This is a genomic window from Pseudomonas sp. Marseille-P9899, assembly GCF_903166565.1.
GTDB classification, from domain to species: Bacteria; Pseudomonadota; Gammaproteobacteria; order Pseudomonadales; family Pseudomonadaceae; genus Aquipseudomonas; species Aquipseudomonas huaxiensis.
This window is the reverse complement of record NZ_CAESCG010000004.1, coordinates 417274-436799: the sequence shown is the minus strand read 5'-3', so window position 1 is coordinate 436799 and position 19526 is coordinate 417274. Positions and strand designations below refer to the sequence as shown.

Genomic DNA, 19526 nt, shown 5'->3' with positions numbered 1-19526 from the left:
GCACCATGCAAACTCGCGAAGACATCTTCAACATCCTGCGCGACGCGCTGGTCGAACTGTTCGAACTGGACGCCGCGCGCATCACCCTGGACGCCAACCTGTACCAGGACCTGGAAATCGACAGCATCGACGCCGTCGACCTGATCGATCACATCAAGCGCCAGACCGGCAAGAAAATCGCCGCCGACGAGTTCAAGGCCGTGCGCACCGTCAACGACGTGGTCGAAGCCGTGTACCGCCTGGTCGCCCAGGAAGCATGAAGCGCCTGATCGGCCTCGGGCTGGTCCTGGCCGGTCTGCTTTATCCGTTCGCGGTGCATTTCGGCATGGAGCATTTCGCCCCGTGGCAGTTCGGCCTGTTGTTGGGCGGGCTGTGGCTGGCGCGGGCGCTGACCCAGCCGAACAACCAGGGCGGACGCTGGATGGCCCTGGTGGCGATCGGTTTCTGCGTGCTGCTGGCAGTAGTGGACGACCCGGCGCTGCTGCGCTGGTACCCGGTGCTGGTCAGTGCGTTCATGCTCGCGCTGTTCGGCCTGAGCCTGAAGTTCGGGCCGCCGATCGTCGAGCGCCTGGCGCGCCTGACCGACCCGCAGCTTCCAGACATCGCCATCCGCTACACCCGCCGGGTGACCTGGGTCTGGAGCGGCTTCTTCCTGGCCAACGGCCTGGTCGCCGCGGCGCTGACCCTGTGGGCGCCGCTGAGCTGGTGGACCCTGTACAACGGCCTGATCGCCTACGGCTTGATGGGCCTGATGTTCGCCATTGAATGGCTGATAAGACAACGTGTGCGAGGACGCTCATGAAATGGATCAACCTTGAGCGACTGCTGCTGCCGGCCGATGCCGCGCGGCCAGTCACCTTCGCCCCGGCGCTGGATCACGCCGACCTGACCGGACACGCCCTGCAACTGGCCGCGGGCCTGCAACGCCGGGGCATTCGCCGGGTCGCCGTGTACCTTGAAGACGCCGCGCAACTCGCCGTGGCATTGCTCGGTGCCTGGCGCGCCGGGGTCCAGGTCTTGCTGCCGGCGGACCTGCAAGCGCAGACCCGCCAGCGCTGGGCCGATCAGGTCGACCTGTGGATCAGCGAGCAGGACCACAGCCCCGAAGCGCTGTTCGACGCCCCGCTGGCGGCGACCGAGCTGGACCTGCGCGAATGCCGCGTCAGCCTGTGCACCTCCGGTTCCAGCGGCGAGCCCAAGCGCATCGACAAGCAACTGCGCCAACTGGCCGCCGAAGTGCGGGTGCTGGAAGACCTCTGGGGCGCCGACCTCGGCCCGGCCTGCATCATCGGCAGCGTCGCCACCCAGCACATCTACGGCTTGCTGTTCCGCGTGCTCTGGCCGCTGTGCGCCGGTCGTCCGTTCGTGCGCCGGCAACTGCCGTTCCCCGAAGACCTGCAACGCGCCAGCCGCGAGCACCCGGCGTTCGCCTGGGTCGCCAGCCCGGCGCTGCTCAAGCGCATGGGCGACAACCTCGACTGGCCGGCCCTGAGCCCGGTGCGCCGGGTGTTTTCCTCCGGCGGCGAGCTCTCGGCCGACGCCGCGCAAGCCCTGCAAGAGCGCCTCGGCCAGCGGCCGACGGAAATCCTCGGCAGCTCGGAAACCGGTGGCATCGCCTGGCGCCAGGACGACAGCCTGTGGCAGCCGTTCGCCGGGATCCACCTGAGCCAGAGCGACGAAGGCGCGCTGCGCATCGAGTCGCCCTACCTGCCCGAAGGCCATGTGGAACAGAGCGCCGACGCCGTGTCGTTCGACGAGCACGGGCGCTTCCGCCTGCTTGGTCGGCTGGACCGCATCGTCAAGCTGGAAGAAAAACGCATCGCCCTGCCGACCCTGGAACAGGCGCTGCTGGAACACCCGTGGGTCGAAGACACCCGCCTGGGGATGATCCAGGAACGCCGGGCCTTCCTCGGCGCACTGGTGCAACTCAGCGCCGCCGGCCTGCACGCCTTGCGCAACCAGGGCCGACGCGCCGTCACCGAAAGCCTGCGTGCGCACCTCGTCCCGCACTGCGAAGCCCTGGCCCTGCCGCGGCGCTGGCGGCTGCTGCGACAACTGCCCTACACAGCCCAGGGCAAGCTGCCCCAGGCCACGGTCGATGCACTGTTGCAGGCACCGCGGCCACACGGTCCGGACGTCCTTTCGCAAGAGCAGCACGGCGAGGAAACTCACCTGCACCTGGCGATCTCCGGCGACCTCGTGTACTTCAACGGCCATTTCCCGAAGACCCCGGTGCTGCCCGGCGTGGTCCAGGTCGATTGGGCCATCGCCCTCGGCCAGGCGCTGCTGGACCGACCACGGCGCTTCGCCGGCATGGAAGTGCTGAAGTTCCAGCAACTGGTGCGCCCCGGCGACCGCCTGCTGCTGACCCTGCGTTTCGACGCCGAACGCGGCAAGCTCTACTTCGCCTACAGCAACGACGGCGCGCCCTGCTCCAGCGGCCGCATCCTGCTGGAGGCCAGCGATGAATAAGCCCTGCGCGGTCATCCCGGTGTTCAACCACGAAGGCGCGGTGCCCGCGGTGGTCGCCGACCTGCGCGCTGCCGGCCTGCCCTGCGTGCTGGTGGACGACGCCAGCAGCCCGGCCTGCGCCCGCGTGCTGCAACAACTCGCCGAGCAGGATCAGGTGTTTCTGGTCAGCCTGGCGGTCAATCAGGGCAAGGGCGGTGCGGTCATGGCCGGTCTGCGTGAAGCGGCGCGGCTGGGCTTCAGCCACGCCCTGCAGGTGGACGCCGACGGCCAGCACGACCTGGCCGATGTCAGCCGCTTTCTCGAACAGTCCCGCGAACACCCCGAAGCGCTGATCTGCGGCTTTCCGCAGTACGACGAAAGCGTGCCGAAGGGCCGCCTGTACGCGCGCTACCTGACCCACGTGTGGGTGTGGATCAACAGCCTGTCGCTGCGCATTCCCGATTCGATGTGCGGCTTTCGCGTCTATCCGCTGCCGCCGGTGCTGGCCCTGATCAACTCGGTCAACCTCGGCCGGCGCATGGACTTCGACCCGGAAATCCTCGTCCGCCTGGCGTGGCGCAACCAGCCGATGCGCTGGCTGCCGACCAAGGTCCATTACCCGCAGGACGGCCTCTCGCATTTCCGTCTGTTCCACGACAACGCGCTGATCTCGACCATGCACACCAAGCTGTTCTTCGGCATGCTCCTGCGCGCGCCGGTCATTCTCTGGCGGCGGTGGCGGGCATGAGCGAACGGCACTGGGCCGCCCACGAAGAGCGCGGCAGCTTCCTGCTAATGAAGCTCACCGCCTTCGGCGTCAAGCTGCTGGGCCGGCGCCTGCTCAGCCCGATCCTCTACGGCATCGTCCTGTACTTCTTCCTGTTCGGACGCCGTGCCCGCCACAGCGCCTGGCAGTACCAGCAGCGCCTGGCGCAATGGAGCGGCCAGCAAGAACTGCGGCCGAGCCATCGCCGGGTGTTCGGCCAGTTCATGGCCTTCGCCGATGCCCTGCTGGACAAGCTGGATGTGTGGAACGGCCGGCTCGGCCTGGATCAGATCGAGATCGTCGATCCCGCCAACCTGCGCAGCCAGTTGCGCGCCGAACGCGGGCAGATGCTGGTGGGCGCGCACCTGGGCAACCTCGAAGTGTGCCGGGCGCTCGCCGAACTGGGCGAGCAAGTGACCATGAACGTGCTGGTCCACACCAAGCACGCCGAGCGCTTCAACCGTCTGCTGGGCGAGGCCGGGGCGACCAACCTGCGGCTGATCCAGGTCAGCGAGCTGGACCCGGCGATCATGCTGCAATTGAGCCAGCGCCTGGAGCGCGGCGAATGGCTGGCGATCGCCGGCGACCGCGTGCCGCTGCACGGCGGGCGCACGGTCACGGTGGATTTCCTCGGCCATCCGGCGCCCTTCCCGCAAGGCCCGTGGCTGCTGGCCGGCTTGCTCAAGTGCCAGACCAACCTGTTCTTCTGCCTGAAACGCGATGGCCGTTACCAGGTGACCCTCGAACCCTTTGCCCCGGCCATCGAATGGCGCCGTGGCCAGCGCGATCAAGTGATCGCCGACTGGGCCGGCCGCTACGCCGAGCGCCTTGGCCACTATTGCCTGCAAGCGCCGCAGCAATGGTTCAATTTCTACCCATTCTGGAAGACTGATGACGATGCATCCGCATGAGCCTGTAACGTTCGGCGAGTCGCCGCTTTCAATCGAAGACATCCAGGCCGTGAGCCAGCGCCAGGCCGAATCGCGCCTGCAGGCCGACGCTGACTACCGCGCCCGGATCGCCCGCGGCGCGCAGTTCCTCGACACCCTGCTGGACAAGGAAGGCGTGATCTACGGCGTGACCACCGGCTACGGCGACTCCTGCGTAGTGGCCGTGCCGCTGGAACACGTCGAGGCCCTGCCGCGTCACCTCTACACCTTCCATGGCTGCGGCCTGGGCCGTCTGCTGGACGCCCCGGCGACCCGCGCCGTGCTCGCCGCCCGTTTGCAGTCGCTGTGCCACGGCGTGTCCGGGGTGCGCATCGAACTGCTGGAGCGCCTGCAGGCGTTTCTCGCCCACGACATCCTGCCGCTGATCCCGGAAGAAGGCTCGGTAGGCGCCAGCGGTGACCTGACGCCGCTGTCCTATGTCGCCGCGACCCTCTCCGGCGAGCGCGAAGTGCTGTTCCGTGGCGAACGCCGCCTGGCCGCCGACGTGCACCGCGAGCTGGGCTGGGAACCGCTGGTGCTGCGGCCCAAAGAAGCCCTGGCGCTGATGAACGGCACCGCCGTGATGACCGGCCTGGCCTGCCAGGCCTTCGCCCGCGCCGATTACCTGCTCAAGCTGGCGACCCGCATCACCGCGCTCAACGTGGTCGCCCTGCAAGGCAACCCGGAGCACTTCGACGAGCGCCTGTTCGCCGCCAAGCCGCACCCCGGCCAGATGCAAGTGGCCGCTTGGATTCGCCAAGACCTCGCCATCGACGCACCGACCGCGCCGCTGCACCGCCTGCAAGACCGCTACTCGCTGCGCTGCGCGCCCCATGTGCTGGGCGTGCTGGCCGACTCGCTGGGCTGGCTGCGCGGGTTCATCGAGACCGAACTGAACAGCGCCAACGACAACCCGATCATCGACGCCGAAGCCGAGCGCGTGCTGCACGGCGGGCACTTTTATGGCGGGCACATCGCCTTCGCCATGGACAGCCTGAAGAACCTCGTGGCCAACGTCGCCGACCTGCTCGACCGTCAGCTCGCCCTGCTGGTGGACGTGCGCTACAACCACGGCCTGCCGAGCAACCTGTCCGGCGCCAGCGCCGAGCGCGCCATGCTCAACCACGGTTTCAAGGCCGTGCAGATCGGCACCAGCGCCTGGACCGCCGAGGCCCTGAAAAACACCATGCCGGCCAGCGTGTTCTCACGCTCCACCGAGTGCCACAACCAGGACAAGGTGAGCATGGGCACCATCGCCGCCCGTGACGCACTGCGGGTGCTGGAGCTGACCGAACAGGTCGCCGCCGCCACCCTGCTGGCCGCCAACCAGGGCGTCTGGCTGCGCGGTCGCGAAGCCGAGGCCCGTGACCTGCCACCCGCGCTGGCGGCAATGCACGACCAACTGCTCGGCGACTTCGCCCCGGTGATCGAAGACCGCGCGCTGGAAAGCGATCTGCGCCTGTGCCTGCAACGTATCGCCGCACAACACTGGAGGCTGCATGCGTAGTCAGGGAGCGCTGCACGTCGACACCGAAGTGCTGGTGCCGTTCTTCGACGTCGACAGCATGCTGGTGGTCTGGCACGGGCATTACGTCAAATACCTGGAAGTGGCGCGTTGCGCGCTGCTCGACCACCTCGGCCACAACTATCAGCAGATGCTCGCCTCGGGTTACGCGTGGCCGGTGATCGACCTGCAACTGCGCTACGTGCGCGGCGCAGTGTTCGGCCAGCGCCTGAAGGTGCGCGCCAGCCTGGTGGAGTGGGAAAACCGGCTGAAGATCAACTACCTGATCAGCGACGCCGCCACGGGCGAACGCATGACCCGCGCCAGCTCGGTGCAGGTCGCGGTGCACATCGAAAGCCGCGAGATGCAACTGGCCTCGCCGCAGGTGATGCTCGACGCCGTGAACAAGGTGCTGTCATGAAGCCGCTGCTGCGAAGCCTGCTCTGCCTCGGCCTGCTGAGCGCCAGCGCGCTGGCCCAGGCGTTCGACCTGAACGACCTGCGCAAGCAATTGAGCGAGCCGGAAGTGATCAAGGGCGAGTTCGTCCAGGAAAAACACCTGCGCGCCCTGCCCCAGCCACTGCTGAGCAAGGGCCACTTCGTCCTCGCCCGCGACCACGGCCTGCTGTGGCTGCTGCAAACGCCGCTGCAACAGGATTACCGGCTCAACGCCAAGGGCATCGCCCGCCGCGATGCGTCCGGCTGGCAGATGGTGCCGACGCGCACCGCCGGAACCGAGCAGAACAAGCTGTTCTTCGCCGTGCTGCAAGGCGACAGCAGCGGCCTGGAGCGGGACTTCGAGCTGAGCCTGCAAGGCGACGCGCAGCGCTGGCAACTGCGGCTGGTGCCGAAGTCGCTGCTGATCAAGCAGATCTTCAACCAGATCGACATTGATGGCGGCCGCTATGTCGAGCGCATCCAGTTGCAGGAGACCCAGGGCGACAGCACGGTCCTGCGCATGCCATCGAGCACCAGCGCCAGCCTGACCGACGCGGAGCGCCACGACCTTGTCGACTGAGCGCCTGCTGCCGCGACTGTTCCTGCTGATCCTCTGCACCGTCCTGCTGCTGGCGGGCTGGCAGTGGCATCGCGGCGCGCCGCTGTCTGCCGACCTGATGAGCCTGGTCCCCGGTGCTACCGAAGACCCGCTGGTCAAGCGTGCCGAACAGCGCATGCAGGAGCCGCTGAACCGCGAAATCCTGGTGCTGGTCGGCCATCCCGAACGTGACAAAGCCATCGCCCTCGCGGCGCAACTGGGCGAGCAATGGCAGGCCAGCGGCCTGTTCGAGAAAGTCCAGTGGAGCTTGCAGACCGACATCGCCGCGCTGCGTGCGCAATTGCTGCAAGGCCGTCTGGCAATGCTCTCGGCGGCGGACCGGCACACGCTGGTGGAATCGCCCCAAGCCTTTATCCAGCAGCGCGTGCAAAGCCTGTTCGACCCCTTTTCCGGCTTCAGCCTGGTGCCGAGCCAGGATGACTGGCTGGGCCTGACCGGGCGTATCCAGAACAGCCAGCCGCGTCCGGCGGCCATCCAGTTCGATACCGCCAGCGGCAGCCTGATCGCCGAAGCCGACGGCCAGCACTGGGTGATGCTGCGCGCCCGCACCCAAGGCAACGCCTTCGACATGAAGCTGCCGTTGCAGGTGGCCGGGCTGCTCGCCGACGGTCGCCACCTTGCCGACCAGCAAGGCGCCCGGCTGATTGCCGCCAGCGGCCTGCTCTACGCCGCCGATGGCCAGCAACAGGCGCAGCGCGAAATGACCTGGGTCGGTGGCGGCGCCACGCTGGGCATCATCCTGCTGTTGCTGCTGGCGTTCCGCCGACCACGGGCGCTACTGGCCTTCGTCCCGGTGCTGGTGGGCATGCTGTTCGGCGCCACCGCCTGCGTCGCGCTGTTCGGCCAGATGCATGTGATGACCCTGGTTCTCGGCTCCAGCCTGATCGGCGTGGCGGTGGATTACCCGCTGCACTACCTGTCGAAAAGCTGGAGCCTGCGCCCCTGGCACAGTTGGCCTGCGGTGCGCCTGACCCTGCCGGGCATGAGCCTCAGCCTGGCCACCAGTTGCATCGGCTACCTGGCGCTGGCGTTCACGCCATTCCCGGCACTGACCCAGATCGCCGCCTTTTCCGCCGCCGGCCTGATCGGCGCCTACCTCAGCGCGGTGTGCCTGCTGCCGGCGCTGCTCAAGGGCGTCGAACTGCAACCGGCGCAATGGCCGCTGACCCTCGCCACCGCCTTGGTCAACCTGCGTGAAGCATTGCTGCGCCGGGTGCCGAGCCCGGCGCTGCTCGGCCTGTTGCTGCTGTTCTGCCTCGGCGGCCTGTGGCACCTGGAGACCCGCAACGACATTCGCCAGTGGGTGGGCAGCTCGCCGCGCCTGCTGGAGGAAGCCAAGGATGTCGCGCGCATCACCGGCTACCAGCCCACCAGCCAGTTCTACCTGGTGCGCGGCGTCGACCAGAGCCAACTGCTCTCGCGCTTGCAGGCACTGGGCACGCGCCTCGACCAGCAGGTCCAGGCTGGCACGCTGAAAGGTTATATGGCGCTCAGCCAGGCGATCGCCAGCTCCGCCGATCAACAACAGGTACGCGACGCACTGGCCCGCCTGCCCGAACACTGGCAGCCGCTGCTGGACGTCGGCGTGCCATCCGCCACCCTGGAAAACGAGTTGAAGCAGGTGCAAGCCTTGCCGACGCTGGATATCGATCAAGTCCTGGCCGGGCCGTTGGGCGAAGCCTGGCGGCCGCTCTGGCTCGGTGCCGGCGACCAGGGTGTGGCCGCCGTCGTCAGCCTCCAGGGCCTGAGCGATCCGGCGCTGCTGCGCCAGCAGGTGGTGGACCTCGATGGCGTGCAACTGGTGGACCGCCTCGGCGACCTCAACCGCCTGTTCGCCGCCACCCAGATCAGCGCCGCCGAATTGAAGCTGTTGTCCTGCGTGCTGATCGCCTTGCTGCTGATCCTGCCGTTCGGCTTCGGTGGCGCCCTGCGCATCGTCGCCCTGCCGCTGCTGGCGGCACTGTGCAGCCTGGCCAGTCTTGGCTGGCTGGGTCAGCCGCTGACGTTGTTCAGCCTGTTCGGCCTGCTGCTGGTCACCGCCATCAGCGTCGATTACTCGATCCTCATGCACGAACACATCGGCGGCAGCGCCGTCAGCCTGCTCGGCACCCTGCTGGCGGCGACCACCACCTGGCTGTCGTTCGGCCTGCTGGCGGTGTCCAGTACGCCGGCGGTGAGTAACTTCGGCCTGGCGGTCAGCCTCGGCCTGGCCTTCAGCTTCGTCCTGGCCCCCTGGGCCGCCAGCCGCCACAAGGAAGCGTCGGCATGACCATTCTGCTGTTCTGGGCCCTGGCCCTGTCGCTATTCCTGATCGCCAGCGAGATTGGCCGGCGCCTGGGCCTGATCAGCATCGTCAGCCAGTTGCTGCTGGCGACCCTCGGCCTGCCGCTGCTGATGCTGTTCTGGGTCGAGCCGAACTGGCAGCTCAGCGGCGCGGAACTGGTCGCGCCCCTCTGGCTGAAAACCCTCTACGGCATGAGCTTCGCCCTCTTGCTGGGGCACATTCTCTCGGATGTGGTGGAGCTGAAATTCGACCGGCAGAGCCTGAAGATCGCCCTGCCCAGTTTCCTTGTGCCCTTCGCCTGCGGCCTGGCCTGCGGTGTGTGGCTGCTGCCCGAGCAACCCTGGCTGACCTCGCTCGCCCTCGGCCTGGTCTTCGCCATCACCGCCATCCCGGTGCTGTACCTGTACCTGAGCAATATCGATTACCCGCCCGCCGCCACGCGCCGGTTGATGCAGGCGGCGATCATGATCGACGTGGTCTGCTGGCTGCTGTTCGGCCTGGGCAAGGGCAGCCTGCAACCGCTGAGCCTGATCCTGCCGCTGCTCGGCGCCTGCCTGCCGCTGCCGCTGTACGCCCTCGGTCTGCGCCGGCCGGCACTCTACGGCCTGTTGTTCCTGGTGTTGCTGTTCATCGCCGAGCACTACCGCCTCAACGCGCTGATCTTTGGCATCGGTTACCTGTGCTGCCTGGCCTGGCTCAAGCTGCCACTGCGCATGCCGTTGCCCGCGCGGTGGATCAAGCGCCTGCAGAACGGCGTGGCGATTCCGCTGATCCTCACCTTCGGCATCATCCAGATTGACATCCATCACGTCCTGCAAGGCTTCGATGCGGTACATCTGGCCGCCCTGCTCTTGCTGCCGATCGTCAGCAAGCTGCTGGGCAACTGGCTCGGCCTGAGCTGGGCAGGGTCTTCGTTCGAAGGCGCGAGCAAATGGCGCGAAACGCTGCTGCTGAACATTCGCGGCCTCAGCGAAATCGTCTTTCTCAACCTGCTCCTGCAACAGCACTTGATCAGCCCGGCGCTGTACTTCGCGCTGATGCTGATGAGCCTGGTCGCCACACTCATGCCCGCCATCGCCGGGCTGCACCGCATTCCTCTCAAGACTATTCCGACGGCAAGGAGGCCTTATGCCGAACACTGAATTGCAACAACGCCAGGTCCTGATCATCGGCGCCGGCCCGTCCGGCGCGATCGCCGCCGCCCTGCTCAAGCGCCAGGGCCATGACGTGCTGATCATCGAGCGCCAGCGTTTCCCGCGTTTCTCCATCGGCGAAAGCCTGCTGTCGCACTGCCTCGATTTCGTCGAGGAAGCCGGCATGCTCGAAGCCCTCGAAGCGGCCGGGTTCCAGCGCAAGAACGGCGCGGCATTCGCCTGGGGCGACGAGTACAGCGCCTTTGATTTCGGCGAGACCTTCTCGCGCGGCAAGCCGACCACCTTCCAGGTGCAGCGCGCGCGCTTCGACCAGTTGCTGGCCGACCAGGCCGCCCTGCAAGGCGTCGAGATCCGCTACGAAGAAGAAATCATCGCCGCCGATTTCGAGCGCGAGCACCCGCACCTGAGCGTCCGTCGCCTGGACGGCAGCGAGTACCGCGTCGAAGCGCAGTTCGTCCTCGATGCCAGCGGTTACGGCCGCGTGCTGCCGCGCCTGCTGGACCTCGAAGCGCCGTCCAGCTTCCCGGTGCGCCAGGCGGTGTTCACCCATATTGAAGACCGCATTGACCACCCGGGTTTCGACCGCGAGAAGATCCTTATCACCACCCACCCCGAGCACCGCGACATCTGGTTCTGGACCATCCCGTTCAGTGACGGTCGCTGCTCCCTCGGTGTGGTCGCCGCCGCCGAGCACTACGCCAACGCGCCGAGCGACCTGGATGCCTGCCTGAAAGACTTCGTCGCGCAGACCCCAAGCCTGTCCAAAGTGCTGGCCAACGCCGTGTGGGACACCCCGGCGCGGACCATCGGCGGCTACTCGGCCAACGTCAAGACGCTGCACGGCAAAGGCTTCGCCCTGCTGGGCAACGCCGCCGAATTCCTCGACCCGGTGTTCTCCTCCGGGGTAACCATCGCCATGCGTTCGGCGAGCATGGCCGCGGCCGTGCTGCACCGTCAGTTGCAGGGCGAAGCGGTGGACTGGGAAAGCGAGTTCGCCACCCCGCTCAAGCGCGGCGTGGACACCTTCCGCGCCTACGTCGAAGGCTGGTACAACGGCGGCTTCCAGGATGTGATCTACCACCCGGGCAGCTCCGACGAGATCCGCGCGATGATCAGCTCGATCCTCGCCGGCTACGCCTGGGACCAGAAGAACCCCTTCGTCAGCGAACCCAAGCGCCGCCTGCGCATGCTCGCTGAAGTCTGCGCAAGGACGGCGGCATGAGCGAGCAACCCTTCTTCAGCGACAGCTACGTCGAGGAAACTCGCTTCGGCTTCTGGTTCCTGCGCAGCCACACCTGGCAGCACCATGTGCTGCGGGTGGCGATCAACGACCTGCGCACGCTGTTCGACCAGGAGCCGCCCAAGGCGCCGGTGCTGCTGGACGTCGGCTGCGGCCAGGGTCGCTCGTTCCGCCGCCTCAACGAAGTGTTCGCGCCGGGCCAGTTGCAAGGCACCGACGCCGACCCGCACAGCCTCGAACTGAGCCAGGCCGAGGCCCGTCGCCTGGGCCTGAACGTGGAGCTGCGCGGCAGTGACTGCGCGGCGCTGCAATTCGCCGACGCCAGCGTCGATATCCTGTTCTGCCACCAGACCTTCCATCACCTGGTCGAACAGGAAAAAGCCCTCGCCGAGTTCTGGCGCGTGCTCAAGCCCGGTGGTTACTTGCTGTTTGCCGAGTCCACCGAGGCGTACATCGACACCTGGGTGATCCGCTGGCTGTTCCGCCATCCGATGCATGTGCAAAAGAGCGCCGAAGGGTATCTGCAGATGCTTCGCGACCAGGGCTTCGAGTTCACCCCGCGCAACGTCTCCTACCCGTACCTGTGGTGGAGCCGCTCCAGCGACTTCGGCCTGCTGGAGCGCACCGGCCTGCGCAAGCCCCCGCCCGTTGGCCAGCGTGAGGAAACCCTGGTCAACGTCGTCGCCCGCAAACCGCTGACCCCGGACGTGCCCGCCTCATGAAACGCCTGCTGCCCTTGTTCGTCCTGAGCGTCTGCCTGTTGCTCGGCGCCTGCGCCAGCAACGCGCCGCTGCCCGAACAGTTGCCGCCACTGGCGCTGCCGATGCAGTTGCATGTGCAGCGCGAACAGGCTGGGGAGCGCCAGGACTGGCTGCTGGTGATCCAGCGCGAAGACCAGCGGCTGCGCTGGTCATTGATGGATTTGCTGGGCATTCCCCAGGCGCGGCAATTGCTCGATCAGGGCACCTGGCAAGCCGACGGCCTGCTGCCGCCCAACCCGGCCGCCCGTGAAATGTTCGCCGGGTTGCTGTTCGCCCTGACCCCCGCCGAGCAGTTGCAACGCCTCTATCCCGGGGCACGCCAGCAAGACAAACAACGCTGGCTGGGCGAACGCTGGCGGGTCGACTATCGACAAGCCGACGACTTCACCTTGAACCTTGGGCAGGGCCTGCGTTATCTAGTCAGCCCCCTGCCCCGCGAGAACACGCCATGACCGCTTATCTGAATGCCCTGGGCCTGGTGTGTGCCCTTGGCCGCGATCAGGCTGAAGTTACCCGCGGTCTGTTCGCCGGCGACTGCTCCGGCATGCGCAAGAGCGATCACTGGGTGACCGGACGGAGCATCCCGGTAGCGGCCGTGCCCGGCGAATTGCCCGTGCTGCCGACGCATCTGGCGCATCAGCAAAGCCGCAACAACCAACTGTTGTACGCCGCCTGCCTGCAGATCGAAGCGCAGTTGCGCGCGGCGATCGAGCGCTTTGGTGCACTGCGGGTCGGCGTGGTCCTCGGCACCAGCACCTCCGGGATCGAAGAAGCCAGCCAGGGCATCGCCCAACACCTGCGCGAGCAGCATTTTCCGCCCAGCTACGACTACGCCCAACAGCAACTCGGCGCACCCGCGGCCTTCCTCGCCAACTGGCTGGAACTGAGCGGGCCGGCCTATGTCATTTCCACCGCCTGCACCTCCGGCGCCCGGGCCCTGATGAGCGCCCGCCGCCTGCTCGACCTGGGCCTGTGCGACGCGGTGATCTGCGGCGGCGTCGACAGCCTGTGCAAGCTGACCCTCAACGGCTTCAGCGCCCTTGAGGCGGTCAGCGCACAACGCTGCAACCCGTTCTCGGTCAACCGTGACGGCATCAATATCGGCGAAGGCGCGGCGGTGTTCCTGATGACCCGCGAGGCCAACCCGACAGGCGCCACCGTCGCCCTGCTCGGCGCCGGCGCCAGCTCCGACGCCCACCATATTTCCGCACCGGATCCCGAAGGCACCGGCGCCTTGCAGGCGATGCGCAAGGCGCTGGAAAATGCCCGCCTGGCGCCGGACCAGATTGATTACCTGAACCTGCACGGCACCGCCACCCGGCACAACGACGCCATGGAAAGCCTGGCGGTCAACGCCCTGTTCGGCGAGCGCCTGCCCTGCTCGTCGAGCAAGCCGATGACCGGCCACACCCTCGGCGCCGCCGGCGCGCTGGAAGCGGCGTTCTGCTGGCTGGCACTGGCCGCGGACAACCGCGAAGGCCGCCTGCCGCCGCAGGTCTGGGACGGCGCGCGCGACCCGCAACTGGCGCCGCTGAACCTGCTCGATGGCGACCAGCGCTTGCCGCTGCAAGGCCCGCGGCACCTGATGAGCAACTCGTTCGCCTTCGGTGGCAACAACGTCAGCCTGATTCTCGGAGACACCCCATGATTGCCTGGCCACTGGCCGAATTGCTGCCCCATGCCGGCGACATGATCCTCATCGACGGGATCGAGTCGTTCGACGAGGAGCAGATCCACGCCCACGTCACCGTCCGCCCCGGCGGTCTGTTCAATCGCCCGGACGGCAGCCTGCCGGCCTGGGTCGGCATCGAACTGATGGCCCAGACCGTCGCCGCCTACGCCGGCTGCCGCGCGCGCCAGCAGGGCAAGCCGGTGGAGCTGGGCTTTTTGCTCGGCACCCGCAAGTTCCAATGTGATGTCGAGCATTTCCCCGCCGATTCGCACCTGCGCATCCACGCCCAACGCTCGCTGGAAGACGAGAACGGCATGGGCGTGTTCGAGTGCCATCTGCATGGCCCTGGCATTTACGCCACGGCCCGCCTGAACGTTTTTCGCCCGCCACAGGCCGCCACTTACCTGGCCGAGGCAGGCTCCGAGGAGTCCCCGCAATGACTGACACCATCCTGGTCACCGGCTCCAGCCGTGGCATCGGCCGGGCCATCGCCCTGCGCCTGGCCCGCGCCGGTTACGACCTGGTCCTGCACTGCCGCAGCGGCCGCGCCGAAGCCGAGGCCGTCGCCGAGGAAGTCCGCGCCCTTGGCCAGCAGGCCCGGGTGCTGCAGTTCGATGTCGCCGACCGCGCCGCCTGCGCCGCCATTCTCACTGACGACGTGGAAACCCACGGCGCCTACTACGGCGTGGTGTGCAATGCCGGACTGACCCGCGACGGCGCCTTCCCGGCGCTGACCGACGACGATTGGGATCAGGTGCTGCGCACCAACCTCGACGGTTTCTACAACGTCCTGCACCCGCTGACGATGCCGATGATCCGTCGCCGCGCGCCGGGCCGCATCGTTTGCATCACCTCGGTGTCCGGGCTGATCGGCAACCGCGGCCAGGTCAACTACAGCGCCTCCAAGGCCGGCGTGATCGGCGCCGCCAAGGCCCTCGCCATCGAGCTGGGCAAGCGCCGCATCACCGTCAACTGCGTTGCGCCGGGGCTGATCGACACGGCGATGCTGGACGAGCACGTGCCGGTCGATGAGCTGCTGAAAATGATCCCGGCGCAGCGCATGGGTACTCCGGAAGAAGTCGCCGGCGCGGTGAATTTCCTGATGTCGGCGGAAGCCGCCTACATCACCCGCCAGGTCCTGGCGGTCAACGGAGGCCTGTGCTGATGAAACGTGTGGTTGTCACCGGCATGGCCGGCATCACTTCCCTGGGTAGCGACTGGCCGACCATCGCCGCCAACTTCGCCGCCAATCGCAGCGGCATCCGCCGCATGGACGAGTGGGATCGCTTCGCGGAACTCAACACCCGCCTGGCCGGGCCGGTGGATGATTTCGCCGTCCCCGCCAACTGGACCCGCAAGCAGTTGCGCAGCATGGGCCGCGTCTCGCGGATGGCGGTCGCGGCGTCGCAGAACGCGCTGCTGGATGCCGGCCTGCTCGACGACCCGTCGATCCGCGACGGCCGCATGGGCGTGGCGTGCGGCTCGTCCACCGGCAGCACCGAGGACATCAAGGCGTTCGGCAACATGCTGCTCAACTCGGTGGCCGAGGGCCTCAACGCCAACTCCTACGTGCGCATGATGCCGCACACCACCGCGGCCAATATCAGCATCTTCTTCGGCCTCACCGGGCGCCTGATCCCGACGTCCAGCGCCTGTACCAGCGGCAGCCAGGGCATCGGCTACGCCTACGAGGCGATCAAGTTCGGCCGCCTGCCGATGATGGTTGCCGGCGGCGCCGAAGAGCTGTGCCCGACCGAGGCCATGGTGTTCGACGCGCTCTACGCCACCAGCCTGAAAAACGACGCCCCGCAAACCACGCCAAGCCCGTACGACAGCGGCCGCGACGGCCTGGTGATCGGCGAAGGCGCCGGCATGCTGGTGCTGGAAGAACTGGAACACGCCCTCGCGCGCGGCGCGCACATCTACGCCGAGATCGTCGGTTTCGGCAGCAACGCCGACGGCCAGCACACCACCCGCCCGGAGCAGGTGACCATGCGCCGGGCGATGGAACTGGCCCTGGAAGATGCCGCGCTGGCGCCCGAGGCGATCGGCTACGTCAACGGCCACGGCACCGCTACCGAACAAGGCGACATCGCCGAAACCCTGGCCACCAGCAGCCTATTCGGCCCACGAATGCCGATCAGCTCACAGAAAAGCTTCCTCGGTCACACCCTGGGCGCTTGCGGCGCACTGGAGGCGTGGTTCAGCATCGAAATGATGAACAGCGACCGTTATGTGCACACCCTGAACCTGGAAACCGTCGATCCGCGCTGTGGCGAACTGGATTATCTGTGTGGCGAGTTCCGCGCGATGAGCCATGGTTATGTCATGAGCAACAATTTCGCCTTTGGCGGGGTCAATACCTCGCTGATTTTCCGTCGCTGGTCCTGAACACCTGACAACACCTGGAGAAAAAGGAATGTCTTCACTCATTCGCGCGGCCCTGATGGGCCTGGTTCTGATCGGCCTCGCCGGCTGCACGACCAAACCCCTGCTGACCCCGAAAGAACTGCTGGTGGTTGGCCACACCTACAGCCATGAAGAGATCAAGAAAGCCATCCTGACCGGCGCCGCCGAGCGCGGCTGGACCGTGCGCAACATCGGCGACGAGGTGATCCAGGCCGATATCCTGGTGCGCAACATGTACTACGCCCGCGTCGATATCACCTACAGCCTCAGCAACTATCGCATCGACTACCGCGATAGCCGCGAGATGGACTACAAGGACGGCAAGATCCACCGCAACTACAACCGCTGGGTCAAGAACCTGGACAAAAGCATCCTGCGCGCGCTGAAACGCATCGAAACCGACCGCATGGTTCAGCGCGCAGTCAGTGAACAACAATCGAGCACCGCTCACTAATCAAGGAAAGACATAGATGCGTCTGAAAACCTGGACCGCCACTACCGCCCTGCTGCTCTGCGCCCTGCCAGGCCTGAGCCAGGCACGTGATACCGCGCTGTACCTGCCCTTCGAGAAAGTCGTCCAGCAGATGACCGCCGAGAAGAAACTGGACGGCTCGGTGAAGTTCTACCTGGCCGGCGTGCAGCCTCGCGGCAAGGTCACCGTGGTGAGCCCGAACGCAGTCACCAACAAGAAGACCAACGCCTTCAACAAGAGCGACGAAGCGGCCTGCGAATGGGCCCTGCAATCGGCCCTGATAACCATGCAGGACGCGGCGAAAAAGGTGAACGCCAACGCCGTTACCAACATCGCCAGCTTCTACAAGAAGGTCGAGCGCAAGGACGCCACCACCTACGAATGCCACGCTGGCGCCGTCATGGCCGGTGTCGCGATCAAGGGCGACCTGTCCCGCGTCGACTGATAACGGTCACGTTTTCCGGGTGAGCAGCTCGACGAAGGCCCCGGCCATCGCCGATGCCTGCTCCCGGCGCTGCACCAGCCACACCGCCGTCACCGCCTCGGCATCCAGCAGCGTGCGGTAGACCACCCCGTCGATCCGCATGCGCTGGAACGACGCCGGCAACACCGACCCCCCCAACCCCGCCGACACCAGTCCGATGATGGTCATCACCTCGCCGGCTTCCTGGGCAAAGTGCGGGCTGAATCCGGCCTGACGGGCCAGGCTGAGCAACTGCGCGTGCAGGCCGCTGCCGTAACTGCGGGGGAAAAATACGAAGGGTTCGTGGGCCAGGTCCGCCAGATGCACACCCTGCTCGCTGCCCTGCGCCAGCGGATGGGCGGCGTTGAGCACCGCCACCAGCGGCTCGCGGAACAGTTCGGTGGCGATCAAGCTCTCCGGCAGCGGCAAGGGCCGCATCAGGCCCACTTCGATGCGCTCGTCGAGCAGCGCATCGGCGACGTCGTGGCTACTCATCTCCTTGAGGTTCAGATGCACCGCCGGAAAACGCTGGCGGAAACTGTAGATCGCCTTGGGAATGCTGGAATTGAACGGCGCCGACGAGGTGAAGCCGATCTTCATTTCACCCAGCTCACCCAACTGCGCCCGGCGCGCCACGTCAGCGGCCTTGTCCACCTGCGCCAGCACCTGGCGAGCCTCTTCGAGAAACAGCCGGCCGGCCTCGCTCAGTTCCACTCGTCGGTTGGTGCGTTCGAACAAGCGCGCGCCCAGCTCTTGTTCCAGCGCCTGAATCTGTTGGCTCAACGGCGGTTGGGATATCCCCAGCACCTGCGCGGCCCGGCCAAAATGCAGCTCTTCGGCGACAGCGATGAAGTAACGCAGGTGGCGCAATTCCATGGGGACTCCAATAGGTCGTAAAACCTCTTAAACAGGTCGAACAATATATTGGAAATGATCATTAGCCAGCTATATGCTTTTTTGCAGTTGCCCCCCGAGGCCGCACCCCGCCGAGGTTTCCGTGAAAACTGCTGTCGCGCCACACGCCCACGAAGTTCCCCCCGCCCCGCTCAACGACGCGGCCGCCACGCTGCAAGACATCTGGATCGAAAAAGGCACCCCGGCCTTTATGCGCACGGTGCTGGCGCTGTTCTGCGGCGGCTTCGCCACCTTCGCCCTGCTTTATTGCGTGCAGCCGATGATGCCGCTGCTGTCGAAAGAGTTTTCCATCAATGCTGCGCAGAGCAGCCTGGTGCTGTCGGTGTCCACCGGCTTGCTGGCGTTCGGCCTGCTGATTACCGGGCCAATTTCCGACCGCATCGGGCGCAAGCCGGTGATGGTTTTCGCGCTGTTCTGCGCCGCGCTTTGCACACTCGCCAGCGCGCTGATGCCGACCTGGGAAGGCGTGCTGGCAATGCGCGCGCTGGTGGGGCTGTCGCTGAGCGGGCTGGCCGCAGTGGCCATGACCTACCTGAGCGAAGAGATTCATCCGCAACACATCGGCCTGGCCATGGGCCTGTACATCGGCGGCAACGCTATTGGCGGCATGAGTGGCCGGCTGATTACCGGCGTGCTGATCGACTTCGTCAGTTGGCACACGGCGATGCTGGTGATCGGCGGCCTGGCCCTGATTGCGGCGGCGGTGTTCTGGAAGGTCCTCCCCGAGTCGCGCAACTTCCGCGCCCGCTCGATGAACCCGCGCAGCCTGCTGGACGGCTTCGTCCTGCATTTTCGCGATGCCGGTCTGCCTTGGTTGTTCCTGGAAGCCTTCTTGCTGATGGGTGCGTTCGTCACCCTGTTCAACTACATCGGCTACCGCCTGCTGGCCGAGCCTTATCACATGAGCCAGGCGCTGGTGGGGCTGCTGTCGATCGTTTACCTGTCGGGCATCTACAGCTCGGCGCAGATTGGTGCGCTGGCGGACAAGCTGGGCCGGCGCCGGGTGTTCTGGGGCACCATCGTGCTGATGTTCAGCGGCATGCTGATGACCCTGTTCACCGCGCTGCCGCTGGTGATCATCGGCATGCTGGTGTTCACCTTCGGCTTCTTCGGCGCTCACTCGGTGGCCAGTAGCTGGATTGGCCGGCGCGCGCTGAAGGCCAAGGGGCAGGCCTCGTCGCTGTACCTGTTCAGTTATTACGCGGGGTCGAGCGTGGCGGGGACGGCGGGCGGGGTGGCGTGGCATTACGCCGGATGGAATGGGATCGGGGTGTTTATCGGTAGTTTGCTGGTGGTGGCGCTGGGTGTGGCGGTGTATCTGAGCAAGCTGCCGCCTAAAGCCGCGTAAAGACCTGGGGCTGCTTTGCAGCCCTTCGCGAGCGAGCTCGCTCCCACACAGACCGTGTTGTGCTGTCGATTTATGTGGGAGCGAGCTCGTCGGGGCGCCGAA

At 66.5% G+C, this 19526-nt stretch carries 21 protein-coding genes; 20 read left to right on the top strand and 1 reads right to left on the bottom strand.

Annotated elements, in window-relative coordinates; genetic code table 11:
* Positions 1-5: 5 nt before the first annotated feature.
* From HWV67_RS21795 to HWV67_RS21705, 19 genes are read left to right on the top strand one after another with little or no spacing between them, the layout of a single operon-like run.
* Positions 6-260 carry an acyl carrier protein gene (locus HWV67_RS21795; protein WP_110970370.1) on the top strand — a complete coding sequence of 85 codons (255 nt, stop codon included), beginning with the start codon at positions 6-8 and terminating at the stop codon, positions 258-260.
* Positions 257-802: a hypothetical protein gene (locus HWV67_RS21790; RefSeq protein WP_175652728.1), complete on the top strand. Its 546-nt coding sequence runs from the start codon at positions 257-259 to the stop codon at positions 800-802. The genes HWV67_RS21795 and HWV67_RS21790 overlap by 4 nt, the downstream gene beginning before the upstream one ends.
* Positions 799-2472: an acyl-CoA synthetase family protein gene (locus tag HWV67_RS21785; protein WP_175652727.1), complete on the top strand. Its 1674-nt coding sequence runs from the start codon at positions 799-801 to the stop codon at positions 2470-2472. Before HWV67_RS21790 ends, HWV67_RS21785 begins: the two co-directional genes overlap by 4 nt.
* Entirely contained in the window at positions 2465-3199 is a 735-nt protein-coding gene (locus HWV67_RS21780; protein WP_175652726.1) for a glycosyltransferase family 2 protein, read from the top strand. Before HWV67_RS21785 ends, HWV67_RS21780 begins: the two co-directional genes overlap by 8 nt.
* Entirely contained in the window at positions 3196-4128 is a 933-nt protein-coding gene (locus HWV67_RS21775; RefSeq protein ID WP_175652725.1) for an LpxL/LpxP family acyltransferase, read from the top strand. The genes HWV67_RS21780 and HWV67_RS21775 overlap by 4 nt, the downstream gene beginning before the upstream one ends.
* On the top strand, positions 4109-5653 hold the full coding sequence (locus HWV67_RS21770) for an HAL/PAL/TAL family ammonia-lyase (RefSeq protein WP_175652724.1): 1545 nt from the start codon (positions 4109-4111) through the stop codon (positions 5651-5653). Before HWV67_RS21775 ends, HWV67_RS21770 begins: the two co-directional genes overlap by 20 nt.
* Positions 5646-6071 (top strand): acyl-CoA thioesterase, encoded by a 426-nt coding sequence (locus HWV67_RS21765; protein ID WP_110970364.1) that lies wholly within the window; start codon positions 5646-5648, stop codon positions 6069-6071. Before HWV67_RS21770 ends, HWV67_RS21765 begins: the two co-directional genes overlap by 8 nt.
* On the top strand, positions 6068-6667 hold the full coding sequence (locus tag HWV67_RS21760) for an outer membrane lipoprotein carrier protein LolA (RefSeq protein WP_175652723.1): 600 nt from the start codon (positions 6068-6070) through the stop codon (positions 6665-6667). The genes HWV67_RS21765 and HWV67_RS21760 overlap by 4 nt, the downstream gene beginning before the upstream one ends.
* Positions 6657-8975, top strand: a complete 2319-nt coding sequence (locus HWV67_RS21755) for an MMPL family transporter (protein ID WP_175652722.1) — start codon at positions 6657-6659, stop codon at positions 8973-8975. Before HWV67_RS21760 ends, HWV67_RS21755 begins: the two co-directional genes overlap by 11 nt.
* A complete protein-coding gene (locus tag HWV67_RS21750) occupies positions 8972-10132 on the top strand; it encodes a sodium:proton antiporter (RefSeq protein ID WP_175652721.1) in 1161 nt (386 codons plus the stop codon). Before HWV67_RS21755 ends, HWV67_RS21750 begins: the two co-directional genes overlap by 4 nt.
* Positions 10119-11366, top strand: a complete 1248-nt coding sequence (locus HWV67_RS21745; RefSeq protein ID WP_110970360.1) for an NAD(P)/FAD-dependent oxidoreductase — start codon at positions 10119-10121, stop codon at positions 11364-11366. Before HWV67_RS21750 ends, HWV67_RS21745 begins: the two co-directional genes overlap by 14 nt.
* Complete coding sequence (locus HWV67_RS21740; RefSeq protein ID WP_110970359.1) at positions 11363-12106, top strand: class I SAM-dependent methyltransferase; 744 nt, start codon at positions 11363-11365, stop codon at positions 12104-12106. Before HWV67_RS21745 ends, HWV67_RS21740 begins: the two co-directional genes overlap by 4 nt.
* A complete protein-coding gene (locus tag HWV67_RS21735; RefSeq protein WP_175652720.1) occupies positions 12103-12597 on the top strand; it encodes a hypothetical protein in 495 nt (164 codons plus the stop codon). Before HWV67_RS21740 ends, HWV67_RS21735 begins: the two co-directional genes overlap by 4 nt.
* Complete coding sequence (locus tag HWV67_RS21730; RefSeq protein ID WP_175652719.1) at positions 12594-13793, top strand: beta-ketoacyl-[acyl-carrier-protein] synthase family protein; 1200 nt, start codon at positions 12594-12596, stop codon at positions 13791-13793. Before HWV67_RS21735 ends, HWV67_RS21730 begins: the two co-directional genes overlap by 4 nt.
* Positions 13790-14257: an ApeP family dehydratase gene (locus HWV67_RS21725; RefSeq protein ID WP_095156307.1), complete on the top strand. Its 468-nt coding sequence runs from the start codon at positions 13790-13792 to the stop codon at positions 14255-14257. The genes HWV67_RS21730 and HWV67_RS21725 overlap by 4 nt, the downstream gene beginning before the upstream one ends.
* Entirely contained in the window at positions 14254-14982 is a 729-nt protein-coding gene (fabG, locus tag HWV67_RS21720; protein WP_175652718.1) for a 3-oxoacyl-ACP reductase FabG, read from the top strand. Before HWV67_RS21725 ends, fabG begins: the two co-directional genes overlap by 4 nt.
* Positions 14982-16208 (top strand): beta-ketoacyl-ACP synthase, encoded by a 1227-nt coding sequence (locus HWV67_RS21715; protein ID WP_175652717.1) that lies wholly within the window; start codon positions 14982-14984, stop codon positions 16206-16208. Before fabG ends, HWV67_RS21715 begins: the two co-directional genes overlap by 1 nt.
* Positions 16209-16236: 28 nt before the next feature.
* A complete protein-coding gene (locus HWV67_RS21710) occupies positions 16237-16680 on the top strand; it encodes a hypothetical protein (RefSeq protein WP_110970354.1) in 444 nt (147 codons plus the stop codon).
* A gap of 16 nt (positions 16681-16696) precedes the next feature.
* Positions 16697-17143, top strand: a complete 447-nt coding sequence (locus HWV67_RS21705) for an excinuclease (RefSeq protein WP_175652716.1) — start codon at positions 16697-16699, stop codon at positions 17141-17143.
* Between the two features lie 6 nt (positions 17144-17149).
* On the opposite strand, the gene HWV67_RS21700 is transcribed toward HWV67_RS21705, so the two are convergent.
* Positions 17150-18037 carry a LysR family transcriptional regulator gene (locus HWV67_RS21700; RefSeq protein ID WP_175652715.1) on the bottom strand — a complete coding sequence of 296 codons (888 nt, stop codon included), beginning with the start codon at positions 18035-18037 and terminating at the stop codon, positions 17150-17152.
* A gap of 121 nt (positions 18038-18158) precedes the next feature.
* On the opposite strand from HWV67_RS21700, the gene HWV67_RS21695 reads away from it, so the two are divergent.
* Entirely contained in the window at positions 18159-19424 is a 1266-nt protein-coding gene (locus tag HWV67_RS21695; protein ID WP_218585612.1) for an MFS transporter, read from the top strand.
* The last annotated feature ends 102 nt before the right edge of the window (positions 19425-19526 follow it).